At 69.3% G+C, this 26,063-nt stretch carries 19 protein-coding genes; 11 read left to right on the top strand and 8 right to left on the bottom strand.

Annotated features, from left to right (window positions below):
- Positions 1 to 3: 3 nt before the first annotated feature.
- From ACO1BU_RS00255 to ACO1BU_RS00235, 5 genes are all read right to left on the bottom strand, one after another.
- Entirely contained in the window at positions 4 to 768 is a 765-nt protein-coding gene (locus ACO1BU_RS00255; RefSeq protein ID WP_424133882.1) for a hypothetical protein, read from the bottom strand.
- 62 nt (positions 769 to 830) lie between these two features.
- On the bottom strand, positions 831 to 3,923 hold the full coding sequence (locus tag ACO1BU_RS00250; RefSeq protein WP_424133881.1) for an efflux RND transporter permease subunit: 3,093 nt from the start codon (positions 3,921 to 3,923) through the stop codon (positions 831 to 833).
- Positions 3,920 to 7,024 carry an efflux RND transporter permease subunit gene (locus ACO1BU_RS00245; RefSeq protein ID WP_424133880.1) on the bottom strand — a complete coding sequence of 1,035 codons (3,105 nt, stop codon included), beginning with the start codon at positions 7,022 to 7,024 and terminating at the stop codon, positions 3,920 to 3,922. The genes ACO1BU_RS00250 and ACO1BU_RS00245 overlap by 4 nt, the downstream gene beginning before the upstream one ends.
- Positions 7,021 to 8,331 (bottom strand): efflux RND transporter periplasmic adaptor subunit, encoded by a 1,311-nt coding sequence (locus tag ACO1BU_RS00240; protein WP_424133879.1) that lies wholly within the window; start codon positions 8,329 to 8,331, stop codon positions 7,021 to 7,023. Before ACO1BU_RS00240 ends, ACO1BU_RS00245 begins: the two co-directional genes overlap by 4 nt.
- Positions 8,328 to 9,812 carry an efflux transporter outer membrane subunit gene (locus ACO1BU_RS00235; RefSeq protein ID WP_424134184.1) on the bottom strand — a complete coding sequence of 495 codons (1,485 nt, stop codon included), beginning with the start codon at positions 9,810 to 9,812 and terminating at the stop codon, positions 8,328 to 8,330. The genes ACO1BU_RS00240 and ACO1BU_RS00235 overlap by 4 nt, the downstream gene beginning before the upstream one ends.
- A 176-nt stretch (positions 9,813 to 9,988) precedes the next feature.
- Here ACO1BU_RS00235 and ACO1BU_RS00230 point away from each other — a divergent pair, with 176 nt between their 5' ends.
- The 10 genes from ACO1BU_RS00230 to recO all read left to right on the top strand — a co-directional run bounded on the left by ACO1BU_RS00230 (position 9,989) and on the right by recO (position 18,743).
- The gene (locus tag ACO1BU_RS00230) at positions 9,989 to 10,909 is read left to right on the top strand and encodes an alpha/beta hydrolase family protein (RefSeq protein WP_424133878.1); all 921 of its coding nucleotides are present in this window, start codon (positions 9,989 to 9,991) and stop codon (positions 10,907 to 10,909) included.
- A gap of 42 nt (positions 10,910 to 10,951) precedes the next feature.
- Complete coding sequence (locus tag ACO1BU_RS00225; protein ID WP_424133877.1) at positions 10,952 to 11,614, top strand: sulfite oxidase-like oxidoreductase; 663 nt, start codon at positions 10,952 to 10,954, stop codon at positions 11,612 to 11,614.
- Positions 11,574 to 12,125 (top strand): 2-amino-4-hydroxy-6-hydroxymethyldihydropteridine diphosphokinase, encoded by a 552-nt coding sequence (gene folK, locus ACO1BU_RS00220; protein WP_424133876.1) that lies wholly within the window; start codon positions 11,574 to 11,576, stop codon positions 12,123 to 12,125. The genes ACO1BU_RS00225 and folK overlap by 41 nt, the downstream gene beginning before the upstream one ends.
- Before the next feature lie 82 nt (positions 12,126 to 12,207).
- The gene (gene rpoZ, locus ACO1BU_RS00215; protein ID WP_424133875.1) at positions 12,208 to 12,606 is read left to right on the top strand and encodes a DNA-directed RNA polymerase subunit omega; all 399 of its coding nucleotides are present in this window, start codon (positions 12,208 to 12,210) and stop codon (positions 12,604 to 12,606) included.
- A gap of 19 nt (positions 12,607 to 12,625) precedes the next feature.
- Positions 12,626 to 14,959, top strand: a complete 2,334-nt coding sequence (locus ACO1BU_RS00210) for a RelA/SpoT family protein (protein ID WP_424133874.1) — start codon at positions 12,626 to 12,628, stop codon at positions 14,957 to 14,959.
- On the top strand, positions 14,956 to 15,375 hold the full coding sequence (gene acpS / locus ACO1BU_RS00205) for a holo-ACP synthase (RefSeq protein WP_424133873.1): 420 nt from the start codon (positions 14,956 to 14,958) through the stop codon (positions 15,373 to 15,375). Before ACO1BU_RS00210 ends, acpS begins: the two co-directional genes overlap by 4 nt.
- Before the next feature lie 112 nt (positions 15,376 to 15,487).
- Positions 15,488 to 16,240, top strand: a complete 753-nt coding sequence (lepB, locus tag ACO1BU_RS00200; protein ID WP_424133872.1) for a signal peptidase I — start codon at positions 15,488 to 15,490, stop codon at positions 16,238 to 16,240.
- Between the two features lie 36 nt (positions 16,241 to 16,276).
- A complete protein-coding gene (rnc, locus tag ACO1BU_RS00195) occupies positions 16,277 to 16,960 on the top strand; it encodes a ribonuclease III (protein WP_424133871.1) in 684 nt (227 codons plus the stop codon).
- Between the two features lie 61 nt (positions 16,961 to 17,021).
- Positions 17,022 to 17,924, top strand: coding sequence for a GTPase Era (gene era, locus ACO1BU_RS00190; RefSeq protein WP_424134183.1), 903 nt, complete (start codon positions 17,022 to 17,024; stop codon positions 17,922 to 17,924).
- A gap of 30 nt (positions 17,925 to 17,954) precedes the next feature.
- Positions 17,955 to 18,743 (top strand): DNA repair protein RecO, encoded by a 789-nt coding sequence (gene recO, locus ACO1BU_RS00185; RefSeq protein ID WP_424133870.1) that lies wholly within the window; start codon positions 17,955 to 17,957, stop codon positions 18,741 to 18,743.
- A 12-nt stretch (positions 18,744 to 18,755) separates the two neighbouring features.
- On the opposite strand, the gene ACO1BU_RS00180 is transcribed toward recO, so the two are convergent.
- Positions 18,756 to 20,384, bottom strand: a complete 1,629-nt coding sequence (locus tag ACO1BU_RS00180; RefSeq protein ID WP_424133869.1) for a hypothetical protein — start codon at positions 20,382 to 20,384, stop codon at positions 18,756 to 18,758.
- A gap of 157 nt (positions 20,385 to 20,541) precedes the next feature.
- On the opposite strand from ACO1BU_RS00180, the gene parC reads away from it, so the two are divergent.
- On the top strand, positions 20,542 to 22,773 hold the full coding sequence (gene parC / locus ACO1BU_RS00175; RefSeq protein ID WP_424133868.1) for a DNA topoisomerase IV subunit A: 2,232 nt from the start codon (positions 20,542 to 20,544) through the stop codon (positions 22,771 to 22,773).
- Positions 22,774 to 22,798: 25 nt separating this feature from the next.
- Here the strand turns inward: parC and ACO1BU_RS00170 are convergent, their stop codons facing one another.
- The gene (locus ACO1BU_RS00170) at positions 22,799 to 23,563 is read right to left on the bottom strand and encodes an arginyltransferase (protein ID WP_424134182.1); all 765 of its coding nucleotides are present in this window, start codon (positions 23,561 to 23,563) and stop codon (positions 22,799 to 22,801) included.
- Between the two features lie 111 nt (positions 23,564 to 23,674).
- On the bottom strand, positions 23,675 to 26,011 hold the full coding sequence (locus tag ACO1BU_RS00165) for a penicillin acylase family protein (RefSeq protein WP_424133867.1): 2,337 nt from the start codon (positions 26,009 to 26,011) through the stop codon (positions 23,675 to 23,677).
- Positions 26,012 to 26,063 lie beyond the last annotated feature (52 nt).

Raw genomic sequence — 26,063 nt, 5'->3', positions numbered from 1 at the left:
GCTTCAAATCACGGGCGCGACCGTGCAGCGGATCATCTCCAGCCCATCGATCTGACCGATATAGCTCGCCCCCTCTGTGGGAATGGGCGGCATGCCGGACAGGCTGCCGAAGGTGACGACCTCGCCCGCGGCGATGCCGCCGCCCTCGCGCCGGCGCCGGGCGATCCAGGCCTCGATCAACGGCAGGACCGGCGCGGCGACATGCGGGCCAGCCTCGCGCCGCGCGATCACGGTGCCGTCCTGGATCAGTGTGACGGCGGGTGGCGAGTCAAGCATGTCGAGGGTCCATGGCGTTAGTGTGGTCCGCACCATGGCGCCCTCATTCGCCACGCAATCGGCAATGCGGTCCAGCGGCCCGGTTTCGGCCGATGGCTGGAAGCGGGAGCGAACGAATTCGAAGAGGGTCGCCAGCTCGGCCGCACCGGTCAGGTCGCCCGGGGCCATGCTGGAGAGATCGGCGGCGGCGATGGCGGTGTGGAACCGAATCGCCAGTTCCAGCTCGATGAAGCGGTCCGCCGGCAAGGCGACTGAATCGCTGCCCGGATCGGCGAAGAGGTGGGAGGCCGGAATGGGGGCGGAGAAGACCATCCCGCCATGACGCCCGAGCTTCCAGCCGCCGCAGTGCTCGCCCATGGCGACGAGGGTGGCGTGCTGGATGGCCTCCGCCTCCTCCAGGCTGCTTGGCCGCACCGTCCCTGGCAGGCCGGCCAGGGCAGGGCCGGTGCGGGCCCGGGCGAGAAAATCGGCGGCGGCCGCGATGGCGTTCAACGGGATGCTCCCTGACGGTTCGGTGCAGGAGGCTCCTGATCCCGGCGCCCGGCAAGTCCTCCCTATTCGGCCGGGGCAGGGGCGGGCCGCGGCGCCTCCCGCCAGCGCAGGCGGTCGAGCGCGAGATAGACCACCGGCGTCGTGTAGAGTGTCAGCACCTGGGAGACGATCAGCCCCCCGATAATGGCGATGCCCAGCGGTGCGCGGAGCTCCGCCCCCGTTCCAGTGCCCAGCGCCAGGGGGACGGCGCCAAGCAGCGCGGCGAGGGTGGTCATCAGGATCGGACGGAAACGCTCCTTGCAGGCCACCAGGATCGCCTCCTCGCTGCTCGCGCCGTGGCTGCGCTCATGCTCCAGGGCGAAGTCCACCATCATGATGGCGTTCTTCTTCACGATCCCCAGAAGCAGGATCACGCCGATCAATGCGATCACCGTCAGTGGCGTGTTCGTGACCAGCAGCGCCAGCAGCGCACCCAGGCCGGCGGTGGGTAGGGTGGAGATGATGGTCAGCGGGTGGATGTAGCTTTCATAGAGTACGCCGAGCACGACATAGATCGCCAGGAAGGCGCCGAGGATCAGCATCGGCATGTCACTTGTGAAGGACTGCGCCGCCGCCGCATTGCCACCGAACTGCGCGCGGATGGTGCTGGGCAGCCCCACCTGGCGCTGCACCTCCTCGATTTTCGCCTGGATCTCCTGCACCTGAAGCCCCTCATCGGGGTTGAAGGAAATGGAAGCGGCGGGGAAGCCGCCCTGATGCGTCACCGAGAGCGGCGCCGCGGCGGGCACCACCTTCGCGACGGCGGAGAGCGGCACCTGCGTATCCCCGGCGCCCGGCAGCCAGATATGAGACAGGTCGGTGGGGCTCTGCTGCAGTGAGGGATCTATCTCGAGAACCACGCGGTACTGGTTGCGGGAACGGTAGATGGTGGAGACCTGGCGCTGGGCGAAGGCGTTGTTCAGCGCCGCGTTGATCTCGGTTTGCTGTACGCCAAGCCGTGCGGCGGTGGCGCGGTCCACCTCCACGCGGGTGACCAGGCCCGCGCGGTCCTGGTCGCTGGTCACGTCATTGATGCCGGGCACGCGCCGGAGCGCCTGGACCATGGTCTGGGTCCATTCGCGCAACTCCTCGATGCTGTTGCCAAGCAGCACATAGGAGAAGCGGCCGGAATCCTGACGGCCGCCGATCCGCACATCCTCGAAGGCGCGCAGGAAGACGCCGGCGCCGGGGATGCGGCCGAGCGGGGCGCGGAGCCGAGCAATCACCTGCTCGGCCGTAACGTCTCGCTCCTCGCGCGGCTTGAGGGTGACGTAGAGGTTGCCGCGGTTGGAGGAGCTGAAGGCACTGCCGCTTCCGACCGTGCCGCCGACGCTTTCCACCGCCGGGTCGGCGGCGATGATCCCGATCGCGCGGTCCTGAAGCTCCCGCATAGCGGCAAAGGAGATGTCAGGCGCCGCCTGCACGCTGCCCTGGAGTAGCCCGGTGTCCTGGGTCGGCAGGAAGCCCTTGGGCACGATCACATAGAGCCAGACCGTCAGGCCCATCAGGCCGAAGGTTGCCAGCAGCATCAGCCAGCGGAAGCGCAGCAGGAAGGCGAGGCTGCGGATATAGCCGCGTGCCGTGGCGCCCAGCGCGCCCTCGAAAAACCGGGCGAAGAAACCGGGCGGCTTCTCCGCGCCACCCCGCTCCATCCATCCCGCCATCATCGGCGTGAGGGTGAGGGAGAGGATACCGGAGATGCCGACGGCCACGGCCAGGGTGACCGAGAACTCGCGGAAGATGCGGCCGATGATCCCGCCCATCGCGAGCAGGGGGATGAAAACGGCGATGAGCGAGAGGGTGATGGAGAGGACGGTGAAGCCGATCTCCCTTGCGCCGATGAGCGCGGCCTCCAGTGGAGGCAGGCCGCGTTCGCGGTGCCGGGCCATGTTCTCGATCATGACGATCGCGTCGTCCACGACGAAGCCCACACAGATCGTCAGCGCCATGAGGGAGAGATTGTTCAGCGAGTAGCCGATCCACCACATGACGGCGACCGTGCCGAGCAGGGAGAGCGGCACCGCGGCACTGGCGGCCAGGATCGGTGCCCAGCGCCGCAGGAAGATCGCCACCACGCCGACGACCAGGCCGATGGTGATGGCCAGCGTGATCCGCACTTCCTCCACCGAGGCACGAATCGTGGTGGAGCGGTCGCTCATCACCTCCAGCCGCACGCCGGCGGGCACCCAGGATTCCACCTGGGGGATCATGGCCTTCACGCCGTCGATCACATCGATGACATTCGCCTCGGCCTGCTTGCGGACGATCAGCAGGATGGCGGGCCGGCCGTTGAACTGGCCAGCCTGGCGGCGGCTGCGCGTGCCGTCCTCAACCCGCGCGATATCAGACAGCCGCACGATGGCGCCGCCCTGGGCCTTCACCACGATGTCGCTATAAGCATCGGCCTTGTCGATGCGGTCATTGGTCCGGACGGCGGCGGACTGGTCCGGGCCCTCGATGAAGCCGGTGGCCTGGGTGACATTGGCGCGGGTGATGGCGGTGCGGATCGTCTCCAGGGAGACGCCGGCGGCGGCGGCGGCGGCCGGGTCCACCGCCACGCGCACGGCCGGCTGGTCGCCGCCGCTCACATCCACCTGTGCCACACCCGGCACTTGCGCCAGGCGCTGCGCCACCAGGCTGTCCGCGATGTCATAGATCGCGGGGCCGGCGAGTGTTTCCGAGCTCATCGCCAGGATCATGATCGGCGCGTCGGCCGGGTTGATCTTGCGGATGGTGGGCGGGTTCGGCAGTCCCGAGGGCAGGTCCTGCCGCGCGCTGTTCACGGCCGCCTGCACGTCCTGCGCTGCTTCCCGCTGGGTGCGGGCTAGGTCGAACTGGATGATAATGACCGCGCTGCCGAGGGAGGAGATGGAGGTCATCTCCGTCACCCCCGGGATCGTTCCAATCCGCCGTTCCAGCGGCGCGGCCACGGTGCTGGCCATGGTCTCCGGCGCGGCGCCGGGCTGGCTGGTGGTCACGACGATGGTCGGAATGTCCACCCGCGGCATGGAGGCGACCGGCAGCCGGAACAGCGCGGCCAGCCCGACCAGCGCGATGCCGACGGCCAGCAGGGCGGTCGCGATGGGCCGCGCGATGAAGGGCGCGGAGAGGTTCATTCGGCGGGCGCCGGGGCAGGGGCCGGATGCCGCTGCAGACGCGACCGCAGCCATTCCAGCGCGATGTAGATCGAAGGCGTGGTGAAGAGTGTCACGAGCTGGGAGAGCAGCAGGCCGCCAACGATGGAGACGCCGAGCGGCAGGCGCAGTTCGGACCCCGCGCCATGGCCGAGCACGAGCGGCAAGGCGCCCAGCAGCGCCGCCAGGGTGGTCATGGTGATCGGGCGGAACCGGAGCATGGCCGCCTCCACGATCGCGTCATGGGGCGCCATGCCGCGATCGCGCTGCGCCTCCAGTGCGAAGTCGATCATCATGATCGCGTTCTTCTTCACGATGCCCATCAGCAGCAGGATGCCGATGATTCCGACCACCGAGAGGTCGAGGCCGAACAGGTCCAGCGCCAGCAGCGCGCCGATGCCGGCCGAAGGCAGGGTGGAGAGGATGGTCAGCGGGTGAACGAGGCTCTCATAGAGCACGCCCAGCGTGATGTAGATCACGACCACCGCCGCCAGGATCAGCCAAGGCTGGCTCTGGAGGGAGGAGCTGAACTCCGCTGCGTCGCCCGCGAAGCGGCCGGTGATGGTGGAGGGAACGCCGAGCTGCCGTATCACCCCCTCGATGGCTGCCACGCCCTGGCCCAGCGAGACGCCGCTGGGCAGGTTGAACGAGTAGGTGACGGCCGAGAACTGGTTCTCCCGCGTTACCTGGAGCGGGCCGCTGGCGCGGCTGATCCGGGCAATTTCCGAGAGCGGCACCACCGTGGTGGTTCCATCGGTGCTGCCGGAGACCCGCAGCAGGCCGAGCTTGGTGGGATCGGCCAGGAAGTCCTCGGACGCCTCCAGGATCACGCGGTACTGGTTGTTCTGCGCGTAGATGGTGGAGATCTGGCGCTGGCCGAAGGCGTCGTAGAGCGCGTCGTCGATGGTCTGCATCGTCACGCCCAGCCGGCCGGCGCGGGCGCGATCCACATCCACGCTGATGCGCAGCCCCTCCTGCTGCTGGTCACTGGAGAGATCGAGCAACTCGGGTTGGTTCCGCAGGGCTTCGAGGATACGCGGTGCCCAGCTCGCCAGCTCCGCGGCGTCGGCATCCACGATGGTGAACTGGTACTGGGTGGTGCTGGCCCGTGCGCCGATCTGGATGTCCTGCACGGCCTGGGGATAGCTGACGATCCCCGCGATTCCCGCCAGCCGCGGGGAGAGCCGCGCGATGATCTCCTGGGCGGAGGCGGAGCGGTCCTCCCGCGGCCGCAGCACAGCCGTGACACGGCCGCCATTCAGCGTCGGGTTCACCGTGCCGGCGCCGACCACGGAGGTCACGGCCTCCACATCCGGATCGGCACGGACGATATCCGCCACTTGGCGCTGCAACGCGGACATGCGGGCGAAGGAGACGTCGCCGGGTGCCTCCGTCGCGATCTGAATCAGGCCGGTATCCTGCGCCGGCAGGAAGCCCTTGGGGATGATGATGTAGAACCAGATGGTCAGGCCGAGCGTTCCGAGCGCGACCAGCAGGGTCAGGGCCTGGAAGCGCAGCGTCACCTCCAGCGCCCGGCGATAGGCCTGCAGCAGCCCGTCGAAGACACGGTCGGAGGCGCGGGCAATCCAGTTGCGATGGCCCGTGGTGGGCCGCAGCAGCAGGGCGCACATCATCGGGGTCAGGGTCAGCGAGACGACCATCGACACCAGGACCGTTGCCGTCAGTGTCTGGGCAAACTCCCGGAACAGGCGGCCGACCACCCCCTCCATGAAGAGGAGCGGGATGAAGACTGCGATCAGGGAGACCGTGAGGGAGATGATGGTGAAGGCGATGCCGCGCGCGCCCTCATAGGCGGCGGGCAGCGGCTTCATGCCCTCTTCCATCAGGCGGACGATGTTCTCGATCATCACGATGGCGTCGTCCACGACGAAGCCCGTCGCGATCACCAGCGCCATGAGGGAGAGGTTATCGAGCGAGAAGCCGAGCCAGTGCATCACGGCGAAGGTGCCGATGAGGGACAGGGGCAGGGAGACCGCTGGCACGATCATGGCCCGGCCCGAATGCAGGAACAGCCAGATCACGCCCACCACCAGCACGGTGGAGAGGACCAGGGTCAGTTCCACCTCCCGGACCGAGGCCTTGATCGTCTCGGTACGGTCGGACACCACCGCCATCTTGATGCCGGCGGGCAGGCCGCGCTCCAGGTCGGGAAGCTGGCGGCGGATCCGCGTTACCGTGTCCACAATATTGGCGCCGGGCTGGCGCTGCACGTCCAGGATCACGGCCGGGGTGCCGTTGAACCAGGCGGCGTTGCGGTCGTTCTCCAGCCCTTCCTGCGCCACGCCGATGTCGCGCAGGCGAATGGGAGCCTCGTTCCGATAGGCCACGATGATGTCGGCGAATTCGGCGGGCGCGTTGATCTGGTCATTCGCCATGATGGTCGAGGACTGCCGCGCCCCGTCCAACGAGCCCTTTGGCGTGTTGGCGTTGGCGCCCGCCACCGCGGTGCGCACATCGGCCATGGAAAGGCCGTAGGCGGCCAGCCGGGCCGGGTCGATCCGCAGCCGCACGGCCGGGCGCATATTGCCTTGCACGGTCACGCGGCCCACGCCCGCGGATTGCGACAGCTTCTGCGCCAGAAGCGTGTCCGCCGTGTCCGAGAGCCGCGCGATGGGCAGCGTGTCGGAGGTCAGGGCGAGGGTGATGATGGGCGGATCCGCCGGGTTCACCTTGGCATAGGTGGGCGGGTAGGGAAGGGTGCTTGGCAGGGTGCCGCGCGCGGCGTCCAGCGCCGACTGCACGTCCTGCGCCGCCTCGTCGATGTCCTTGTCCAGCGCGAATTGCAGCGCGATGCGGCTGGTGCCCGGGCCGGAGGTGGAGGTCATCACGCTGATGCCGGCGATCTGGCCGAGCTGCCGCTCCAGCGGCGCCGTAACCAGCAGCGCCACGGTGTCGGGCGATGCGCCGGGAAGCTGGGTGGAGACCTCGATGGTCGGGAAGTCCACTTCCGGCAGCGAGGACACGGGCAGGCGCCAGTAGCCCCAAAGCCCGACGAGCAGGACGGCGACGGACAGGAGCGTCGTCGCGACCGGCCGCGAGATGAAGGGGGCTGAGATATTCAATTCGGAACCCCTTGGGCATCCGCCGTGCGACGCGGCCGGTTGCCAGGCTGGCGGGTGGGCGCTTCGTCATCAGCCAGCGCCACGGCGGCGCCGTTGCTCAGCCGCAGCCCGCCTGAGGTCACCACCCGCTCCCCCGGCTGTAGCCCGGCCTGGATCACGGCATCGGTCTGCGTCATCTGCCCGACGGTCACGGCGCGCTGCTCCACCGTGCGGTCCTGCTTCATCACGAAGGCGTAGGGACCTTCCGGCCCGCGTTGGATCGAAACCAGCGGCACCACTGTTGCCTGCGGCACCACCTCGATCTGCAGGCGTAGATTCACAAAGGCGCCAGGCCAGAGGGCGCGGTCCTCGTTCTGGAAGACGGCCTTCGCCTTAATCGTGCCAGTGGTGGGGTCCACCGCATTGTCCACGGTCAGCAGCGTGCCGCGCACCACCGGCTGGTTGCCGGGGCCAGGCAGGGTCTCCACCGGTACCGGGCCGCTGGCCAGGGCGCGGTTGAGCCGCGGCAGCTCCTGCTGCGGCAGGGTGAAGGTGACGCCGATCGGCGCCATTTGCGTGACGGTCACGATGCCATTGGTGTCCGAGCCGCGCACGATGTTGCCCGGATCCACCTGCCGGATGCCAACTCGCCCTGAGATGGGTGACCGAATGGTGGCAAAGCTGAGCTGCGTGCGGGCCGCGTCGATGGCCGCCTCGTCCTGCCGGACCTGGGCTTCCTGCATCGCGACCGTGGCGCGCTGCGTGTCCACCTGCTGGCGTGTCACGCCGTTGTTCTGCGCCAGGCTCTGGTAGCGCTGCAGGTCCACCCGGGCATTGGCGAGCTGCGCGGCGTCGAGCGCCCGCTTCGCCTCGGCCTGCTCCAGGGCGGCAGCGACGGCACGGTCGTCAATCCGGGCCAGAATGTCGCCCTTCTTGACCTCCTGCCCCTCCTGGAAATTCACCTCAACGAGCTGGCCGTCGAGCTGGGTGCGGACCACCACGCTGGCGAGCGGCGCGACGGTGCCCAGCGCATCCACCGTCAGTGCCACGTCGCGGCGTGCGGCCTCGGCCACTGTCACGGGAACGGCCATGCCGCCGCCCGGGCCCCCGGCGCGCCGGGGGCGACTGCCGCCCGCCCCGCCGGGCGGGCCGCTGGCGGCGCCGGGGCCCTGGCCGGTTGCCTGGCCTTGGGGCCCCTGGGCCTGCCGCTGGTCGCGGGCGGCCGAAGGGTCCTGCACGCCCTGGCGCTGCTGCCACCACCACCAGCCTGCGCCGCCGGCGCCAACCACCAGGACGAGGACCAGCAGCCACCCGAAAAGCCGCCTCATCGCCTGGCCTCCGCCACCACCACCTGCGCGTCCGGGCCCCAGCCGCCGCCCAGGGCGCGGAACAGGCCGACCGCTGCCTGGAAACGCGCGAGGCGCGCGCTCGACAGGTTCCGGCGTGCGCTGAAGAGCGTGTTCTGGACGTTCAACAGGGTGATCAGGTTGATGATCCCGCCCCGGAGCTGCCCTTCCGCGATGGAATAGGCGCGCGCCGCCAGCCTTTCGGCTTCAGCGAGGCGGCGCTCCTGCTCGGTCGTCTCGCGCAGCGCGGCCAGGGCCTGCTCGACATCGGAAAGTGCGGAAAGGATGACCTGGCGATAGGTCGCCAGCAGCTCCTCCTGCTGGCCGCGCGCCAGCTCCACCTGCCCGCGCAGGGCGCCGCCGTCGAAGACGGTCTGCGCCAGGCTAGCGGCCAGGGAGTAGAACTGCGCCTCAGGCCGTAGCAGCGTGCCGACGAGGAGGGAGCCGAACCCGCCCTGGGCCGTGAGGTTGATGGAGGGAAAGAGCGCGGCCCGAGCCGCGGCCACATTCGCATTGGCCGCGGCAAGGTCGGCTTCCGCCGCCAGCACGTCCGGCCGCCGCGCCAGAAGCTCGGAGGGAAGGCCAGGTGCGGGGGAGGGAACATCCATCCCCTCGAAGCTCTGTCCGGTCACCTCGAACTCGGACGGCGCAGCACCCAGCAGCACGGCCAGCGCGGCCGTATTCTGGGCCACGGTCTGGCGCAGGGGCGGTATCGTCGCCTCCTGCTGGGCGACGACCGTTTCCTGCTGCGCCAGGTCCAGGCCGGCCGCCGTGCCGGCCATCACCTGCTGGCGAATCACGGCGAGGACCCTTCGCGCGGATTCCAGGTTCTGCTCCGCGATGCGGAGCGCCTCCCGGGCCTCAACAATCGCGAAATAGGTGTTCGCGACCGAGGCCTGCGTGGTGATCAGCGTGGTGCCGAGGCTGTAGCGGGCCGCCCGGGCCGTGAGCCGCGCGGCCTCATAGTTGTTGCGGTTCAGCCCCCAGACATCCAGCTCATAGGACGCCGCGAGGTCGATGCTGTAGCGGGTGGTGGTCGTGCTGCGACTGCCGGAGCCGAAGGCCGACGCGGCGCTGCTTGAGCTGCCGCTGCCGCCCCCGCCGCCGCTGTAGCTCCGTGTCGCGCTGGCGCCGGCCGTGACCAGGGGCAGCAGGGCCGAACCGGCGATGCGCGCCGAGGCGTCCGCCTGCCTTACCCGCGCCGCTGCGGCGGCGAGGTCGAGGTTCTGCGACGCGATCTGGGCCATGAGCCCGTCCAGTTCCGCAGAGCGGAAGCCGCGCCACCAGGTTGGGTCGGGCCAGGCCGCTGTGCCTGAGGCTTCGCGGAACCGATTGGGGCCGAAGGCGCGCGGTGGGACGGGATCGGCCAGGAGACCGCAACCGGCGAGAGGAAGGAATCCGAGCAACCCGCCGAGCAGGAGCCGACGCGTGCTTCGTCGCTTGGGGACAGGATGGAGAGGCATGAGATCCATGGTTCGCACAGGGGCAGTGTAGAGTGTAACGGGCCGGTACCCCATGGCCCGTTACCCTTCGGCATGTGGCGTCGCAGAGCGCATTCCAGGTCGTTCCGAAGAACGGCTCGGCTTGCGGGGTGCGATTCGCGACGGTAGCCCGCTCGCATTCTACGGCGGGGGTGGCCATGGGCCTGGGCACGGAATTCCGGGAAGGGCCGACGCGGCGGCCCGGTGGCCGGCGCGGGGCCGGGTGGGCCCGGCTCGTAAGCCTGTTGCTGCTTGTGCCACTTTTCGGCTGTGCCGTCGCGTCTGACTTGCGGAACCAGGTGCTCACGGCTCTGGTGGCGGGCGGGGATGGCTCGGTCCGGCCGATACAGCTCCGGCTGTGCCTGCCGGATGGGCCGGCCCCGGCCCGGTTGGTCGTCGTGAATCACGGTTCTCCGGGCGAGGGGCGGGCGGGGCGGGCCAATTACGGCCTGCTACCCTGCCATTCCGAAGTTGCGCGCCATTTCCTCGAACGCGGCGAGGCGGTGCTTGCGCCGCTCCGGCGTGGCTATGGCGGGGATGCCGGGCCGTGGAGCGAGAGTTTCGGCCGTTGCGACAATCCGGATTACGCGGCAGGCGCCCGCGAGACCGCGCGGGACATACGGGCCGCCATCACCCGGGTGCAGGCCCTGCCTGGTATCGCGCCGGATGGGATCGTGGTGATTGGCCAGTCAGCCGGTGGCTGGGCCATGCTGGCACTGGCCGCCGATCCGCCGCCGGGCGTTTCGGCCATCATCGCCGTAGCGCCGGGGCGCGGCGGCCATCGCAACAACCAGCCCGGCGAGAACTGCCGTCCGGACCGGCTGATCGCTGATGCTGCCGGCCTGGCGCGGGGCCGGGGAGGGCCGGCGCCCCTTCTCTGGCTGGCCACGGAGAACGATAGCTTTTTCCCCCCGCCGCTGGCCCGGGCGATGCAGGCGGCCCATGCCGCCGCGGGCGGCCGCTCCACCTTCCTGATGCTGCCGGCCTGGGGAACGGATGGGCATGACCTTTTCTTTGGCCGCGGCGGCTCCACCGTCTGGGGGCCGCCGATTGATGCCTGGATCGATTCGCACCGCTAAAACCCCGTTGCATCCCGTCGCCGGCGCGCGCACCTCTTTGGCATGACCGACAAAGCCACGCCCGAGGGCACTCGCGAGAAGCTCGTCCGCACCAAGCAGCGATGGGCAGAGGAGGGACGCCTTCTGACCGGAGCCAGCGGCGATCCGAGCCGTGATCGCCTGCCGCCGGGCCAGAGGCTCGTGACAGACTGGCCCGTGCTGGACCTGGGTATCCAGCCCTCTGTGTCCGAGGCGCAGGCGCGGCTGGATCTGGACGGGTTGGTGGAAAACCCGCTCTCCCTTTCCTGGGCGGAGCTGATGGCCCTTCCGCAGGAGGAGCGGCACAACGACATCCACTGCGTCACCCAGTGGTCCCGTTATGACAATGACTGGCGGGGGATCTCCGTCACCGACCTGCTGGCGCGGGCTCGGCCGAAGCCGGAGGCGCGCTTCGTGACCATGGAGTCGCATGACGGCTACACGACCAACCTGCCGCTGGCCGATCTGGACCGGCCGGAGAACCTGCTTGCCACGCATTGGGAGGGCAAGCCGCTGACCCGCCAGCACGGGGGGCCGCTGCGGCTGGTCGTGCCGCACCTCTATTTCTGGAAGAGCCCGAAATGGATCCGGCGGATCACGCTGATCGCCCAGGACCGCCCGGGCTTCTGGGAGGTGCGCGGCTATCATGACCGCGGCGATCCCTGGCTGGAGGAGCGGTATTCCTGAGATGGACGGGGGCGGCGACACGGTCGTCGCCATCGGGGCCAACCTGCCCGGGCGGGACGGCGCCGCGCCGCTCGCCACCTGCCGGGCGGCCGCGGCGGCGCTGGACGGGGTCTGCGGCCTTGCCCTGGTTGCCACCTCCCGCTGGTGGGAAACGGCACCCGAGCCGCCTGATCCGGGCAGCCCCTGGTATGTAAACGGGGTCGTCCGGCTGCACGGGGCGGCCGATCCGCTGGCCCTGCTGACCGCCCTGCAGGCGATCGAGGCCGAGGCGGGACGGGAGCGCCCCTATCCGAACGCCCCGCGAACCCTGGACCTGGACATCATCGCCGTGGGGGACCTGATCCGGGCGGCGCCGGATCCGGTGATCCCCCATCCGCGGGCCCATCTGCGCCGCTTCGTGCTGGAGCCGCTGCGGGAGGTCTGGCCGGGCTGGACCCATCCCGTGACGGGCGATACGGTTGAGGCTCTGCTTTCCGCCCTCCCGGCCGCCCCCATGCGGCCGGCCGGGTAAGCTTGTCCCTGCGCGGGGTTGCTTTGTGGCGCCGGGCTGTCTATCTGACCTATTCGCCCGCACACAAATTTCGAGGTTCGGCATGGCCCGCGTCACGGTCGAGGACTGCATCCTCCAGGTTCCCAACCGCTTCGACCTCGTCCTGCTCGCTGCCCAGCGCGCCCGCGCCATCTCGCGCGGGGAGGAGCTGACGGTCGATCGCGACAATGACAAGAACCCCGTTATTGCCCTCCGCGAGATCGCCGAGCAGACCGTTGAGCTGGACGGCCTGAAGGAAGACATCGTCAAGTCCCTGCTGCGCGCTCCGGAGCCGGAGCCGGTGGAGGAAGAGGTGATCGACCTCATCGCCACCGACGAGAACATCTTCGGCGTGATGGATGTGAACGAGGAAACCGCCGGCGACGCCGGTATGCAGGTCGAGGACATGTCCGGCGACGACCTCGAGGCCGCCATCGCGGCCGAGCTCGGCGGCCGTCGCTGACCGCGAAACGTAGAACCCCATGACAGAAGGCACCGGGACCCCGTCTATTCCCGGTGCCATCATGGGCCCCGTCTGGGCGCCCGAGGGCATGACGACTCGTGCCCCCGACAGCCTGGGCAGCGACAGCCTGGGCGATGCGGGGCTTGGCCCCGATCCTGGCGCTGCGCTCGCTGCCCTCGTTACCGGCTACGACCCGCGCGCCGACGGCGCGATGATTGAGCGGGCCTACCGCGTGGCGGAGCGGGCGCATCGCGACCAGCGCCGCGACAATGGCGACCCCTATATCGGCCACCCTGTCGCGGTGGCGCAGATCCTGGCCGGCTACCGGCTGGATGCGGCCACCATCGCGACCGCCTTGCTGCACGACACGGTGGAGGACACCGGTGTCACTCTTCAGGACCTGTCCCGGGAGTTCGGGGCTGATGTCGCGCGGCTGGTGGATGGCGTCACGAAGCTGACGCGGCTGGAAATCCAGTCCGAGCGCACCAAGCAGGCCGAGAACTTCCGCAAGCTGGTGCTGGCAATGAGCGAGGACATTCGTGTCCTGCTCGTGAAGCTCGCCGACCGCACCCACAATATGCGGACCCTACATTTCGTCCCGCAGCAGCAGCGCCGCATGAAGACGGCGCGCGAGACGATGGAGATCTACGCGCCGCTGGCCGAACGCATCGGCATGCAGGCGGTGAAGGACGAGCTGGAGGACCGGGCCTTCCGGGAGCTGCAACCGGATGCCTGGCAGACGATCAATGCCCGTCTTGCCTTCCTCCGTGGCCAGGGTGCCGACCTGATCGCCGAGATTTCGGAGGATATCCGCCGCCGGCTGCGCGATGCCGAGGTGCCGGTGATCGACATCCAGGGGCGCGAGAAGTCCGCCTATGGCATCTGGCTGAAGATGCACTCGAAGAAGGTAGAGTTCGAGCAGCTCTCAGACATCATGGCCTTCCGCGTCATCACCGACGACAAGGCGAATTGCTACGCCGCGCTGGGGGCGATCCACTCCGCCTACCGCGTCGTTCCCGGGCGCTTCAAAGATTACATTTCCACGCCCAAGCCGAATGGCTACCAGTCGCTGCACACCGGCGTGACAGTGCCGGAGCGGCGCAACGCCAAGATTGAGGTGCAGATCCGCACGCCGGAGATGCATGAGGTGGCGGAGTTCGGCGTCGCCGCCCACTGGATCTACAAGCAGGGCCCGGATGGCGTGGTGAATGCCGCCCGCGACCGCAAGCGCTATCCCTGGGTCAAGGACCTTTTGGAGATCCTGGAGAATGCCGGCGAGGCGCAGGACTTCCTGGAGAACACCAAGCTAGCGCTTCACCAGGACCAGGTCTTCTGCTTCACGCCCAAGGGCGATCTGATCGCGCTGCCACGCGGCGCAACGCCGGTGGACTTCGCCTATCAGGTTCATTCCCAGGTGGGCGATTCCTGCGTCGGTGCGAAGATCAATGGCCGCATCGTGCCGCTGCGCCACCAGCTGGAGAACGGCGACCAGGTCGAGATCATCACGGCGCGCGGCGGCACGCCCAACCCGGCCTGGGAACGCTTCGTCGTCACCGGCAAGGCGCGCGCCCGCATCCGCCGCACCATCCTGGCCCGCCAGCGCGAGGAGAGCCGCGAGAATGGCCGCCACGCCATTGCCCGCGCCTTCCGGCAGGAAGGGCTCGACTTCTCCGAGAAGATCGCGGAGCCGGCGGTCAAGGTCCTCAAGCAGGCGGGGTTCGAGGAGCTCTGCATAGCCGTCGGCAACGGCAACATCACCGCGCGGGACGTGCTCCACGCCGCGGTGCCGGAGCTGCGCGGCCCGCCGCGCCCCGCTGTCAGCCCGCTGGAAGCCCTCGCGCTCACCCGCGCGCGCGGCAAGCCAGGTTCCACCGTGCCCCGCGGGCCGCGGGAGCGGGAGGTGGCGCATGGCATCACCGGCCTGGTTTCCGGCATGGCGGTCAGCTTCGCGGGGTGCTGCCATCCGGTGCCCGGGGACCGCATCGTGGGGATCGTCTCCACCGGGCGTGGCGTGACCATCCACAAACAGGAATGCCACACGCTGGAGGCCTTCGCGGCCACGCCGGAGCGCTTCATCGATGTGGACTGGGATACCCAGCCCGGCGCTGCGGGGGAGCATGTGGCGCGGCTCTCGGTGGTGACCTCCAATGAGGGACCGGCGGTCGCCGGGCTCACCACGACCATCGCCAGGCAGGAGGCGCGTATCCAGTCGCTACGCTTCATCCACCGCGCGGCGGATTTCGCGGAACTGAATGTGGATCTTGAGGTGAAGGACCTGCGCCACCTCTCCAATGTGATCGCCGCGCTGCGCGCGTTACCGGGAATCGAGCAGGTGGAGCGGGCGAAGGCGTGATTATCGGTCTTGGAAACGACATGGTGGATATCCGCCGGATCGAGCAGGTGATCGGGCGGCATGGCGATCGTTTCCTGTCCCGCATCTTTACGGACACGGAGCGCGCCAAGGCGGAGCGGCGCGGCGAGCGCACGCGGATTGCCACCTATGCCAAACGCTTCGCGGCGAAGGAGGCCGCGTCAAAGGCGCTCGGCACGGGCTTCCGCGCGGGGGTGTTCTGGCGGGACCTGGGCGTGGTGAACCTGCCCTCTGGCCAGCCCACCTTGCGCATGACCGGCGGTGCGGCGGAGCGGCTGGCGAAGATCACGCCGCCCGGCCACACCGCCCAGGTCACGCTGACCATGACGGATGAATATCCCTATGCGGAGGCGGTGGTGATTATCTCCGCTGTGCCCATTCCCGCCCCGCTTCCTTGACACGGGAACCCATCTGGCGCACCCACCGGCCTTGCGGCGGCCCGACCCGAGCCCCCTTCGCGGGCATTCGGGGGCGTTCGGCCGACCGGTTGGGGCCGCGAGCAAACAGACGATGAGCAAAAAGTCCTCCGGCGGCTGGCTGGAGAGCCTGAAGACGATCCTCTACGCGGGCCTGATTGCCATCGGCATCCGCACTATCGCCTTCGAGCCTTTCAACATTCCATCGGGCAGCATGATCCCCACCTTGCTGGTGGGCGACTACCTGTTCGTCTCGAAATACTCCTACGGGTATTCCAGGGCCTCGCTGCCCTTCAGCCCTAACCTGTTCAGCGGGCGCATCTTCGGCAGCCTGCCGGCGCGGGGCGATGTGGCGGTGTTCAAGCTGCCGCGCGATGGCCAGACCGACTACATCAAGCGAATCGTCGGCCTGCCCGGGGACCGCATTCAGGTGCGGGGCGGCATCCTGCAGGTGAACGGCCAGCCCGTCACCCGCGCCGCCGTTGGCCCCTATACGGTGGAGGGCGACGGCCCGCGCCTGACGGTCCGCCTTTACCGCGAAACGCTGCCGCCCAGCCCGAATGGGCCCGCCCGCACGCATGAAATTCTCGAGCAGACGGATGACGGTCCGTACGACAACACCCAGGAATTCGTGGTGCCGGCGAATCATGTCTTTGCCATGGGCGACAACCGCGACAACTCCCTGGACAGCCGCGCGACCAATTATGTCGGCTTCGTGCCGGTCGAGAATCTCGTCGGCCGAGCGGAGTTCATCTTCTTCTCCTGGGACAGCTCGGCGAACTGGTATGAATTCTGGGCCTGGCCCTTCGCCGTGCGCTGGTCCCGTATCCTCTCGGGCGTGCGGTGATGCCCGGCCGGAAGATGCAACTGTGAGGGCCTTGCCTTGAAGCCCCCTGTCGCCGCCCTGACCGGGCGGCTTGGGCATGAGTTCCGGGATCCCGCGCTGCTGGAGCAGGCTCTCACCCACCGCTCTGCCGCCGACCCGAAGCGCCGCCAGCTCGACTCGAATGAGCGCCTGGAATTTCTGGGCGACCGCGTGCTCGCGCTCTGCATGGCGGAATGGCTGTCCGAGCGCTTTCCCCAGGAGCGGGAAGGGGAGCTGGGCAAGCGGCTGGCCGTGCTGGTCTCAGCCGACACCTTGGCCAAGGTGGGCGATGCCATTGGCCTGCCCGCCGCCCTCCGCATTCCGCCTGCCGAGGGTCGCACCGGACTGCGTCAGCGCCTGACCGTCGTCGCTGACGCAACCGAGGCGCTGATCGGTGCGCTTTATCTCGATGCCGGGCTGGATGTGGCACGGCAATTCATCCGTCGGGAATGGACCGCCGCCATGGAGGCCGACGCGACGCCGCCCATGTCGGCCAAGAGCCGGCTGCAGGAATGGTCGCTTGGCCGCGGCCAAGGCCTGCCGGAATATGCGCTGCTGGGCACCGAGGGCCCGTCCCATGCGCCGGTCTTCACCGTCTCTGTGACGGTCGGCGGCAAGACGGCCGAGGCGAGTGGCGACAGCAAGCGCGCGGCGGAGCAACTCGCGGCCGAGGCCCTGTTGGTGGAGCTCTCCCGTGGCTGAGGACGACACCCCACCCGGAAAGCCCGAGGACACTGCGCCCGCGCCGCAGGGCACGGATGCCATGGCTGAGGGCCCGACCCGCGCGGGCATTGCCGCCGTGCTGGGCGCGCCGAATGCCGGCAAATCCACGCTGGTGAACCGGCTGGCCGGCGCCAAGGTCTCGATCGTCTCGAACAAACCACAGACCACGCGTTTCCGGATTCGCGCCATCTTCACGGAAGGCCGGTCGCAGGTGGTGCTGACCGACACGCCCGGGATCTTCTCCCCGCGCCGGCGGCTGGACCGCGCGATGGTGGCCGCCGCCTGGGGCGGGGCGCAGGATGCGGATCTGGCTCTGCTGGTGGTGGATGCGCGGGCCGGGCTGACCGAACCGCTGCGGGCCATCATCAAGAAGCTGGCCAAGGGGGCGCCGCCGCTCTGGCTGGTGCTGAACAAGACAGACCTGTTCGACACGAAGCGCCTTCTGCCGCTGACGGCGGAGCTGACCGGCCTGCTGAACTTCGCTGAAACCTTCATGATCTCGGCCGAGACCGGGGACGGGGTGGACCGCCTGCGCACCCTGCTTTGCGAGGCCATGCCTGAGGGCCCCTGGCTCTTCCCCGAGGACGAGCTGTCGGATGTGACCGACCGCATGCTCGCCGCCGAGATCGTGCGTGAGCAGATCCTGCGCCAGACCCATGAGGAGGTGCCCCACCACGCCACGGTGGAGACCGAGGCCTGGCAGGAGCGGAAGGATGGCTCCGTCCGGATCGACTGCACCATCTATGTCGGCCGTGCCTCCCAGAAGGCGATCCTGATCGGAGATCGGGGGTCCCGCATCCGGGAGATTGGGCAGCGCGCCCGCACGGAGCTGACCAAGCTGCTGGAGCGGCCCGTGCACCTGTTCCTGAACGTCAAGGACCGGCCGGGCTGGGACGAGGAGCGCGGAAGGCTACGGGCTCTGGGCCTGGAAGACCTGGACTAACCACTCCCCGGAGTGGCGCGGGGCAGGGGGATGCCCCATCTTTCCTCGATGGAATGGACCGCGCCTGGAATCGTGCTGGATGCCCGCCCGTTGGGGGAGGGCGGGGCGGTTGTCACCCTGCTGACCGAGCAGCATGGCCGTCATGCCGGGCTGGTGAAGGGCGGCGCATCGCGCGGCCAGGCCGCGACCTGGCTGCCGGGCAATCTGGTGGAGGCGCGTTGGGTGGCGCGGCTGGCCGACCAGCTCGGTGCTTTGAGCGGGGAACTGGTGCACCCGACAGCGGCCCTTGCCATGGAGGATCCGATGGCGCTGGCGCTGCTCTCCTCTGCCTGCGTCGTGGCCGCCGAGGCGCTGCCGGAGCGCGAGGCGCATCCCGCCGTCTTCCGCGCGCTATTGCCGATCATCGCCCATCTCCAGCGCGGCGCGGAGGAGGTGATCCCGGACTATATCCACTGGGAGATCCTGCTCCTGGCGGAGCTTGGCTATGGGCTGGACCTGTCGCGCTGCGCCATGACTGGAGACACGGCTGATCTCACCCATGTATCCCCGAAATCCGGCCGCGCGGTGCGGTCGGACATCGCGGCGCCCTATGGCGACCGCATGCTGCCGCTGCCGTCCTTTTTGCGGAAGCCGGTCCTGCCGAGCGGCCCGAAGGACTGGTCCGACGCGCTGCGACTGACCGGTCATTTCCTGGCCCGCGACGCCTTCGGCACGCATCACCGGCCGATGCCCGCGGCGCGCCAGGCCCTGGCGGACCGGGTGGCTGCGCTGACGGAGGCCCAGGCCCCCGTCGCGCCAGACGCGACCGCTGGTTTCTGACCGGGCCTTCGTTCAGCGGGCCGGCCGGATCAGCACCAGGCTGAAATCCCCGGCGCTGTCATCCACCAGCTTCACCCGGAGGAAAACCGGACGCGGCTGAGCCGGAACATTGAGCCGCGAGGCCAGCCCCTCCGCGTCATCATTCTCGTCCAGCACCGTCCCGCCCGCATCGACCAGGGCGAGCACCGTGTCCACCTCCCGGCCGAGGTCGAAGGTCATGGCCAGGGAAGCCTGGCCATCATCTGGCAGGGCGACAAAGCCTTCAGCGCCGGGCGCCAGATGGACCCGCATCACCTCGCCCAAAACGAGTCCGGGGCGGCTGGCCGCTTCCTCCGGGGTCCCGGCCAGTTCGGCCCCTCGCGGCACGGGAATTGCGGCCTGGACGGCCAGATCGAAGCCACCGCGCTGGCCGTTGAGCAAGGTGGCCCGCACGAAGGCCGCCCGACCCTCCGCATCATTTGTGGTGACGCGGGAGGCGAGACCGTCCCCCCCATCATCATCCTCCAGGATCACCTTCCCCTCCGCGTCCAGCAGGGCGAGGCTCGTATCGGCGTCATCGCGCAGGTTGCGGGTGATGACCGTCACCGGCTGGCCCTCGGGCAGGGCGAAGATGGCGCGGCTGTTGCGCCCCATCTCGATCCGCATGGTCTGCCCTGGCGCCAGCGGGCCACGCGCCCGCGCCTGCTCCAGGCTCGTCGGGTAGTCGGGCGGGGGGCTCGGGGCCTCGCGCTCCAGCACCAGGTCGAATTCGCCCGCGGCGCCATCGACCAGGGCAGCACGCAGGGTCAGGCCGGGCGCGTCCTCCGCGATGGAGAGAAGGGAGGCAAGGCCATCCCCGGAGTCATCATTTTCGGCCACGACGCGGCCGTCCTGGTCCAGGAGGGCCAGGGCCGTGTCGGCATTGCGGGACAGGTTGCGGGTGCGGGCGATGACGTCGCGACGGTCTGCCGGAAGGGCGAAGAAGGCCGCCTGGTTCCGCCGCAGCCGGACATGCACGGGCTGGCCCAGCGTGAGCGGCGGGCGCGAGGCCGCCTGGGCCTGGGTCGTCGCGAAATCCGGCGGCGGCAGGACCGGGTCGCGGGTCAGGACGAGTTCGAAGCGGCCGCCGGCATCGTCCAGCACACTGGCGCGGATCAGCCGGCCTCCATCGCCGGGCTGGTGCTCCAGGCGGGAGGCGAGGTCCTCGTCGCCGCCGTCATCATCCTCGGCCACCACCTGGCCGCGCTCGTTCAGGGTGGCCAGCACGGTGTCGGTGCCGCGGCCCAGCCGGCGCGTGACGACCGTCCAGGCCTCCCCGGCTTCCGGGGCGACGCGGAAGAAGGCGGTTTGACCGCGCTGCAGGGTGACACGGACGGGCTGGTCGGCCTGGAGGGGCGGCGTGCGCGCGGCATCGGCCGCGTTCAGCGCGAAAGCGGGGCGCTGCTGGGAGGGGGGACGTTGCCCGTTCCCCGGGGGCGGGGAGGGAAGCTTGGTCGGACCGCCCTGCACGGGGATCAGCAGCTCCGCCGGGGTGGCATGGGGAAGCCCGGTGGCAGAGACGGGCGGCGCACCGGCCAGCGTCGCGGCCAGGCCAAGGGCGAGGATCGGCACTCGCCTGGGCGACGGCCTGTGTTCCGGGCCCGCTGATCCGCGCTTCGCCATGCGGCGTTCTCCTGTTCCGTGTTGCACCCGGAACTAGCGCCAGAAGGCAGTCGGCGGCAATCAACGGCACCGTGCCCTGGCGCGGCGCCGCACGGCCTGCTAGAACGGATAACCCTGAACGAACATAGAACAACTGCACCTCAAGGGGCCGCCGACCATGCCCGATGACCTGAAAACGCTCCCCGAGGGCGGCCGGATCAACGAGACCCCGCTCGCGGGCGCCCTGTCCGAGCGGTATCTCGCCTATGCCATGTCCACCATCATGGCGCGGTCGCTGCCGGATGTACGCGATGGTCTTAAGCCCGTGCATCGCCGGTTGCTCTGGGCCATGCAGCAGCTGCGGCTGGACCCTGCGGGCGGATTCAAGAAATGCGCACGCGTCGTGGGCGACGTGATCGGCAAGTATCATCCACATGGCGATGCCTCCGTCTATGAGGCGTTGGTGCGGCTCGCCCAGGATTTCGCCGCGCGCTACCCGCTGGTCGAGGGCCAGGGGAATTTCGGCAATATCGACGGCGATAACGCCGCGGCCATGCGTTACACCGAGGCGAAGCTCACCGAGGTGGCGAAGGCCCTTCTGGAGGGCATCGATGAGGACGCGGTCGATTTCCGCCCGACTTACGATGGGGAGGAGCAGGAGCCGGTGGTGCTGCCGGCCGCCTTCCCGAACCTGCTGGCAAATGGCGCGAACGGAATCGCGGTTGGCATGGCCACCAGCATCCCGCCCCATAATGCCGGTGAGCTCTGCTCGGCCGCGCTGGAGCTGATCCGCAATCCCGAGGCGACCACCGCCCAGCTTCTCGTCCACATGCCCGGCCCGGACTTCCCGACGGGCGGCGTGATGGTGGAGCCGGCCGACAGTATCCTGAATGCCTACGAAACCGGCCGCGGTGGCTTCCGCCTGCGCGCGAAATGGGAGGTGGAGAAGGTCAAGAACGGTACCTGGCACATTGTCGTCACGGAAATTCCGTACCAGGTGCAGAAGTCGCGCCTGATCGAGCAGATCGCGGAGTTGCTGGAGGCGAAGAAGCTGCCTCTGCTCGCGGATGTGCGGGACGAGAGCACGGACAAGGTGCGGATGGTGCTGGAGCCGAAGAGCCGCACCATCGAGCCCGCCATGCTGATGGAAAGCCTGTTCCGCGCGACGCCGCTGGAAAGCCGCATTCCCCTGAACATGAACGTGCTGGATGCCGAGCGCACGCCCCGCGTCATGGGGCTGCGGGAGGTGCTGCGCTCCTGGCTGGACCACCGGCAGGTGGTGCTGGTGCGCCGTTCGCGGCACCGGCTGGCCGCGATCGAGCGGCGGCTGGAGATCCTGGACGGCTATCTCATCGTCTATCTGAACCTCGATGAGGTGATCCGCATTGTCCGCGAGGAGGATCATCCGAAGGAGGTCCTGATCCGGACCTTCAGCCTGACTGACACCCAGGCCGAGGCCGTCCTCAACATGCGCCTGCGCGCCCTGCGCAAGCTGGAGGAAATGGAGATCCGCCGCGAGCATCAGCGCCTGACCAAGGAGCTGAAGGGGCTGCAGAAGCTGCTCTCCAGCGAGAAGGCGCAGTGGACGAGGATCGGAGAGGAGATCGAAGCGGCGCGCGACAAGTTCGGCAGCGGCGCGCTGGGCGACCGCCGCACGGTGCAGACCGAGGCGGTGGCGGTGGCCTTCGACGAATCCCAGTTCGTCGAGCGCGAGCCAATCACCATTATTCTTTCGGAGAAGGGCTGGCTGCGGGCGCAGAAGGGCCACCTCGAACCCACGGCGGAGCTGCGCTTCAAGGAGGGCGACAGCCTCGCCCTGCTGCTGCATGCCGAGACGACGGACCGGATCGGCTTCATGGCCTCGAACGGGCGTGCCTACACCATCAAGGCCGATGCCATTCCGCGCGGGCGCGGAGACGGGCAGCCGGTGCGGCTGATGGTGGAGCTTGGGAACGAGGACACCATCCTTTCCGCCTTTGTGTGGAAGGAGGGGCTGAAGTTCCTCCTGGCCTCCTCGGCGGGCCGCGGCTTTGTCGTGAAGTCGGAAGACCTGCTGGCTGAGAAGCGCACGGGCAAGCAGATCCTGGTGGTGGACGCGCCGGACATGCTGACCGCCTGCGCGCCGGTGGAGGGCGACACGGTGGCGGTGATCGGCGACAACCGGAAGATGCTGGTCTTTCCGCTGGAGCAGGTGCCGGAGATGTCGCGCGGCCGCGGCGTGGCTTTGCAGGGCTATCGCGATGGCGGGCTGTCCGACGTGAAGGTCTTCGCGAAGAGCGATGGCCTGACCTGGGTGCTCGGCGGGCGCGTGCGGACGGAGACGGCGCTGGCCCCATGGCGCGGCAATCGCGGCGGTGCCGGGAAGATGCCGCCGAACGGCTTCCCGCGGTCCAACCGCTTCGACGGGTGAGGTGGCAGGGGGTAAGGCGGCCGCCTTACCCCACGCTCTCCGGTACCAGCGTCGCGGCCGGCACCACGCCATCCCGCAGCGGGTGCCAGACGCCGTTGGTCAGGATTTCACTGGGCTTGAAGCTGGCCTTGTAGGCCATCTTGGCGCTCTGCGGCACCCAGTAGCCGAGATAGACATAGGGCAGGCCCAGCTCCCGCGCCCGTTCCACCAGATGCAGGATCGCCAGCGTGCCGAGGGACCGCCCGGCATAGTCTGGTTCGAAAAAGGAATAGACGGCGGAGAGCCCGTCCTTCAGCCAATCGGTCAGGCAGGCGCCCACCAGCCGGTCCGGCGCCTCCCGGAACTCGATCAGCATGGTGGTAATCGGCGTATCCTCCACCATGGCGCGGTAATCGTAGAAGCCCATGGCGGCCATGTCGCCATCCCGGTGGCGGGCGCGTTGATAGCGCTGGAACAGGGCGAATTGCTCAGCCGTGGCGCGCGCCGGCACTTCCTGCGCGATCACTCCGGCATTGTTGCGGAGGACGCGGCGATGGGTACGGCCGGGCTGGAAATCCTCCACCACGATGCGGATCGGGATGCAGGACTGGCAGCCCGGGCAGACCGGCGCATAGGCGATGTTATGGCTGCGGCGGAAGCCGGCGCGGGAAAGACGGTCATGCAGTGCTTCGCCTTCCGGCCCCGAAAGCTCGGTAACCACCTTCCGTTCCGTCCGCCCGGCCAGATAGGGGCAGGGCAGGGGGGCGGTGGTGTAGAAGAACTGCGGTCGGCGTTGGGCGCGGTGCAGCATGAGAAGCCTAGTTTCGGCGGAATACGCGCCGCCGTCCATGGTGTGACAGTAAACAGTCTGTTGGAGCGTAGCGCGGCAGCGCCGGGTTTCACACCATTCCGCGCAAGATACTCACGGTTCCAGCCGAAGTCGCGCCACCGCAGGGGCCCCCGCGGGCAAAGCTTCCAGCCGGCCGGCTGCCCAGCCGGCGTTCAGGTCGCTCCAATGGCGAGAGAAGGGATTGCCCGACTGGCCCGTGGCGATCGCCGCCGCCACCCCGTCGGGCGAGGCGAGATCCATGACGATCCGCAGGCCGGGCCCATGGATGTGCGAGAAGTCCCGCCCCATCCCGCCCCGGTTCACGGTCTGTCCATCGCCTGGTGTCGGAGCCTCGATCCGCAGCCAGTCGGCCAACCAGGGGACGAGGCGCAGCAGCGGGTGTTCCAGCTTCACGCGATGAGCGTCGCCCCAGCGCCAGCCGGCGGGTTCGGGGCCGAAGCGGGAGGCCAGAGACGCCACCGCCGCCTCCAGTGCCTGGATGGAGAGCGCCTCGCAGCCGCCGGGGCCACACCAGTCCGCGCCCTCGGGTGTACGGAGGAGCCGCAGGAATTCGGGTCCGGCCACCCAGGCGCCGTCCGGCACCCCGCCAGCAGCCAGGGCGAGCTGGGCCAGTTCACGCAGCCAGGCATTGAAGATCAGTGGTTGCGGCAGGTCGGTCTGCATGGCGCCATCCCAGCCGACCAGCAGGTCCCGCGCCGCGCCAGCCGCGCCTGAGGGCCGGGGCGGGGCGAGGAGCAAGGGCAGCATCTCCCGCGCCAGCAGGCTGACTGCATCCGCCTGCATAGCCGCGAAGTCGCCCGGGGCATGGCGGGGGCGTTGGCGCAGCAATTCGCCAATGCGGCGAAAGCGCCAGTCTCCGAACCAGTCGCGGCCCAGGAAGATGTCGCTGTCCGGCGGCTGCACGCGGTTGTTCGCGTTCACCAGCACCCCGCTGGCGGGTGCCTGCACATGCGGCATCGCGTCGAAGGGGATCCAGCCCGTCCAGTCATGCGCGCCGTCCCAGCCCGGCACGGGCAGCGTGCCGTCACCGGCGGCGCGGACGGGGGTGCGGCCGGTCAGGAACATCGCGATTCCGCCAGCCGTATCCGCCACCATCAGGTTCTGCGCGGGGCTGGCGATCAGCGCCGCCGCGGCGCGCGCCTGGGCAATGCTGCCCGCGCGATTGAGCGCCAGCAGCCCCGCGAATTGCGTGTCGGCCGGGGCAAGGCTGGCCATGGAGACCGCCAGGACGCGATCGCCCTGCGGCTCCTCTTCCAGGTCGGAGATGACGGGGCCGTGCCGTGTCTCCCGCACGCGCAGCACCTCGCCGGGCTGGCCACGAATGGCGATGCGCTCCTCCCGTATCGTGAAGGGGCGCGGGCCGTCGGGCGTCTCATAGGTGTCGGAACCCCTCAGGCGCTCGACGAAGACGTCCTGCGTGTCGGAATGGGTGGTGGTGAAGCCCCAGGCCAGGCGCTCGTTGCGACCGATCACGATCATCGGCACAGCGGGCGCCGTGGCGCCCGCCAGGAAGCGCCCGCCCGGCAGTTCGATGCGTGCAAGATACCAGAGGGCCGGTGCCTGCAGCGCGAGATGCGGGTCGGCGGCCAGCAATGCGCCGCCTGTCACGGAGTGCGAGGGCGCGACGGCCCAGGCATTGGAGGCGGATTCCGGCAGGGGTGCGTCCTCGCCCCAGCGCGGGGTGGCGGCCAGCAGGCCCGCGAAGCGCGCCGCATCCGGCAGGGCGGCGAGGTCGGGGCGGCCTGCGCTGTCATCGGAGGGCCAGAGCTGCTGAAGCCGCTCGGGCGAGAGAAGGGTTGCCAGCCGCGCCCGCTCCGTCTCGGTGCGCCAGTTGCCAGAGAGCCAGAGGCCCATGACCTTGCCCCAGAGAAGGCTGTCCACCGGCTTCCATGGCTCGGGCGCACCGAGGATCAGGAATTCCGGCGCGGCGAAGCGGCCCCGCTCCGCGATCCAGGCATTCACCCCCGCGGCATAGGCCTCCAGGATGTCACGAGCATCGGCGGGCAGGGCGGCGAGGTCCGCCTCTGCGTGCTGGAGCAGGCCGAGGGTACGGACGAAGCGGTCCAGCCTCAGGGTGGAGGGACCGGCGACCTCGCTCAGCCGTCCTGCGCCGCCACGGCGCGTCATCTCCATCTGGAACAGGCGGTCGCGCGCATGCAGCACGCCAAGGGCCATGGCCGCGTCGCGTTCAGTCGCGGCGCGGATGCGGGGGATCCCTCGGGCATCGAATTCGATCTCGACAGGGGCGGAAAGCCCGGCCAGGCGAAGCGCCGCTTCTGTGCCGGGCAGTGTCAGCCAGACGGCGCCCGCGACGAGCGCCAGCGCCAGGACCGGCAGGAGCACCAGCAGCAGGATCGCGCGGCGAAGCCAGCGCCAGGGGGAACGGACATGCCGGAGAGCAAGAGCCATGGCGCCATATGAACCCGCCGGCTTTGCGCCGTCCAAGGGCGGACCGATGACG

Source organism: Roseomonas chloroacetimidivorans, from assembly GCF_049629625.1.
GTDB classification, from domain to species: Bacteria; Pseudomonadota; Alphaproteobacteria; order Acetobacterales; family Acetobacteraceae; genus Roseomonas; species Roseomonas chloroacetimidivorans.
The sequence above is the reverse complement of the archived record's forward strand: the minus strand, read 5'-3'. Positions and strand labels throughout refer to the sequence as shown.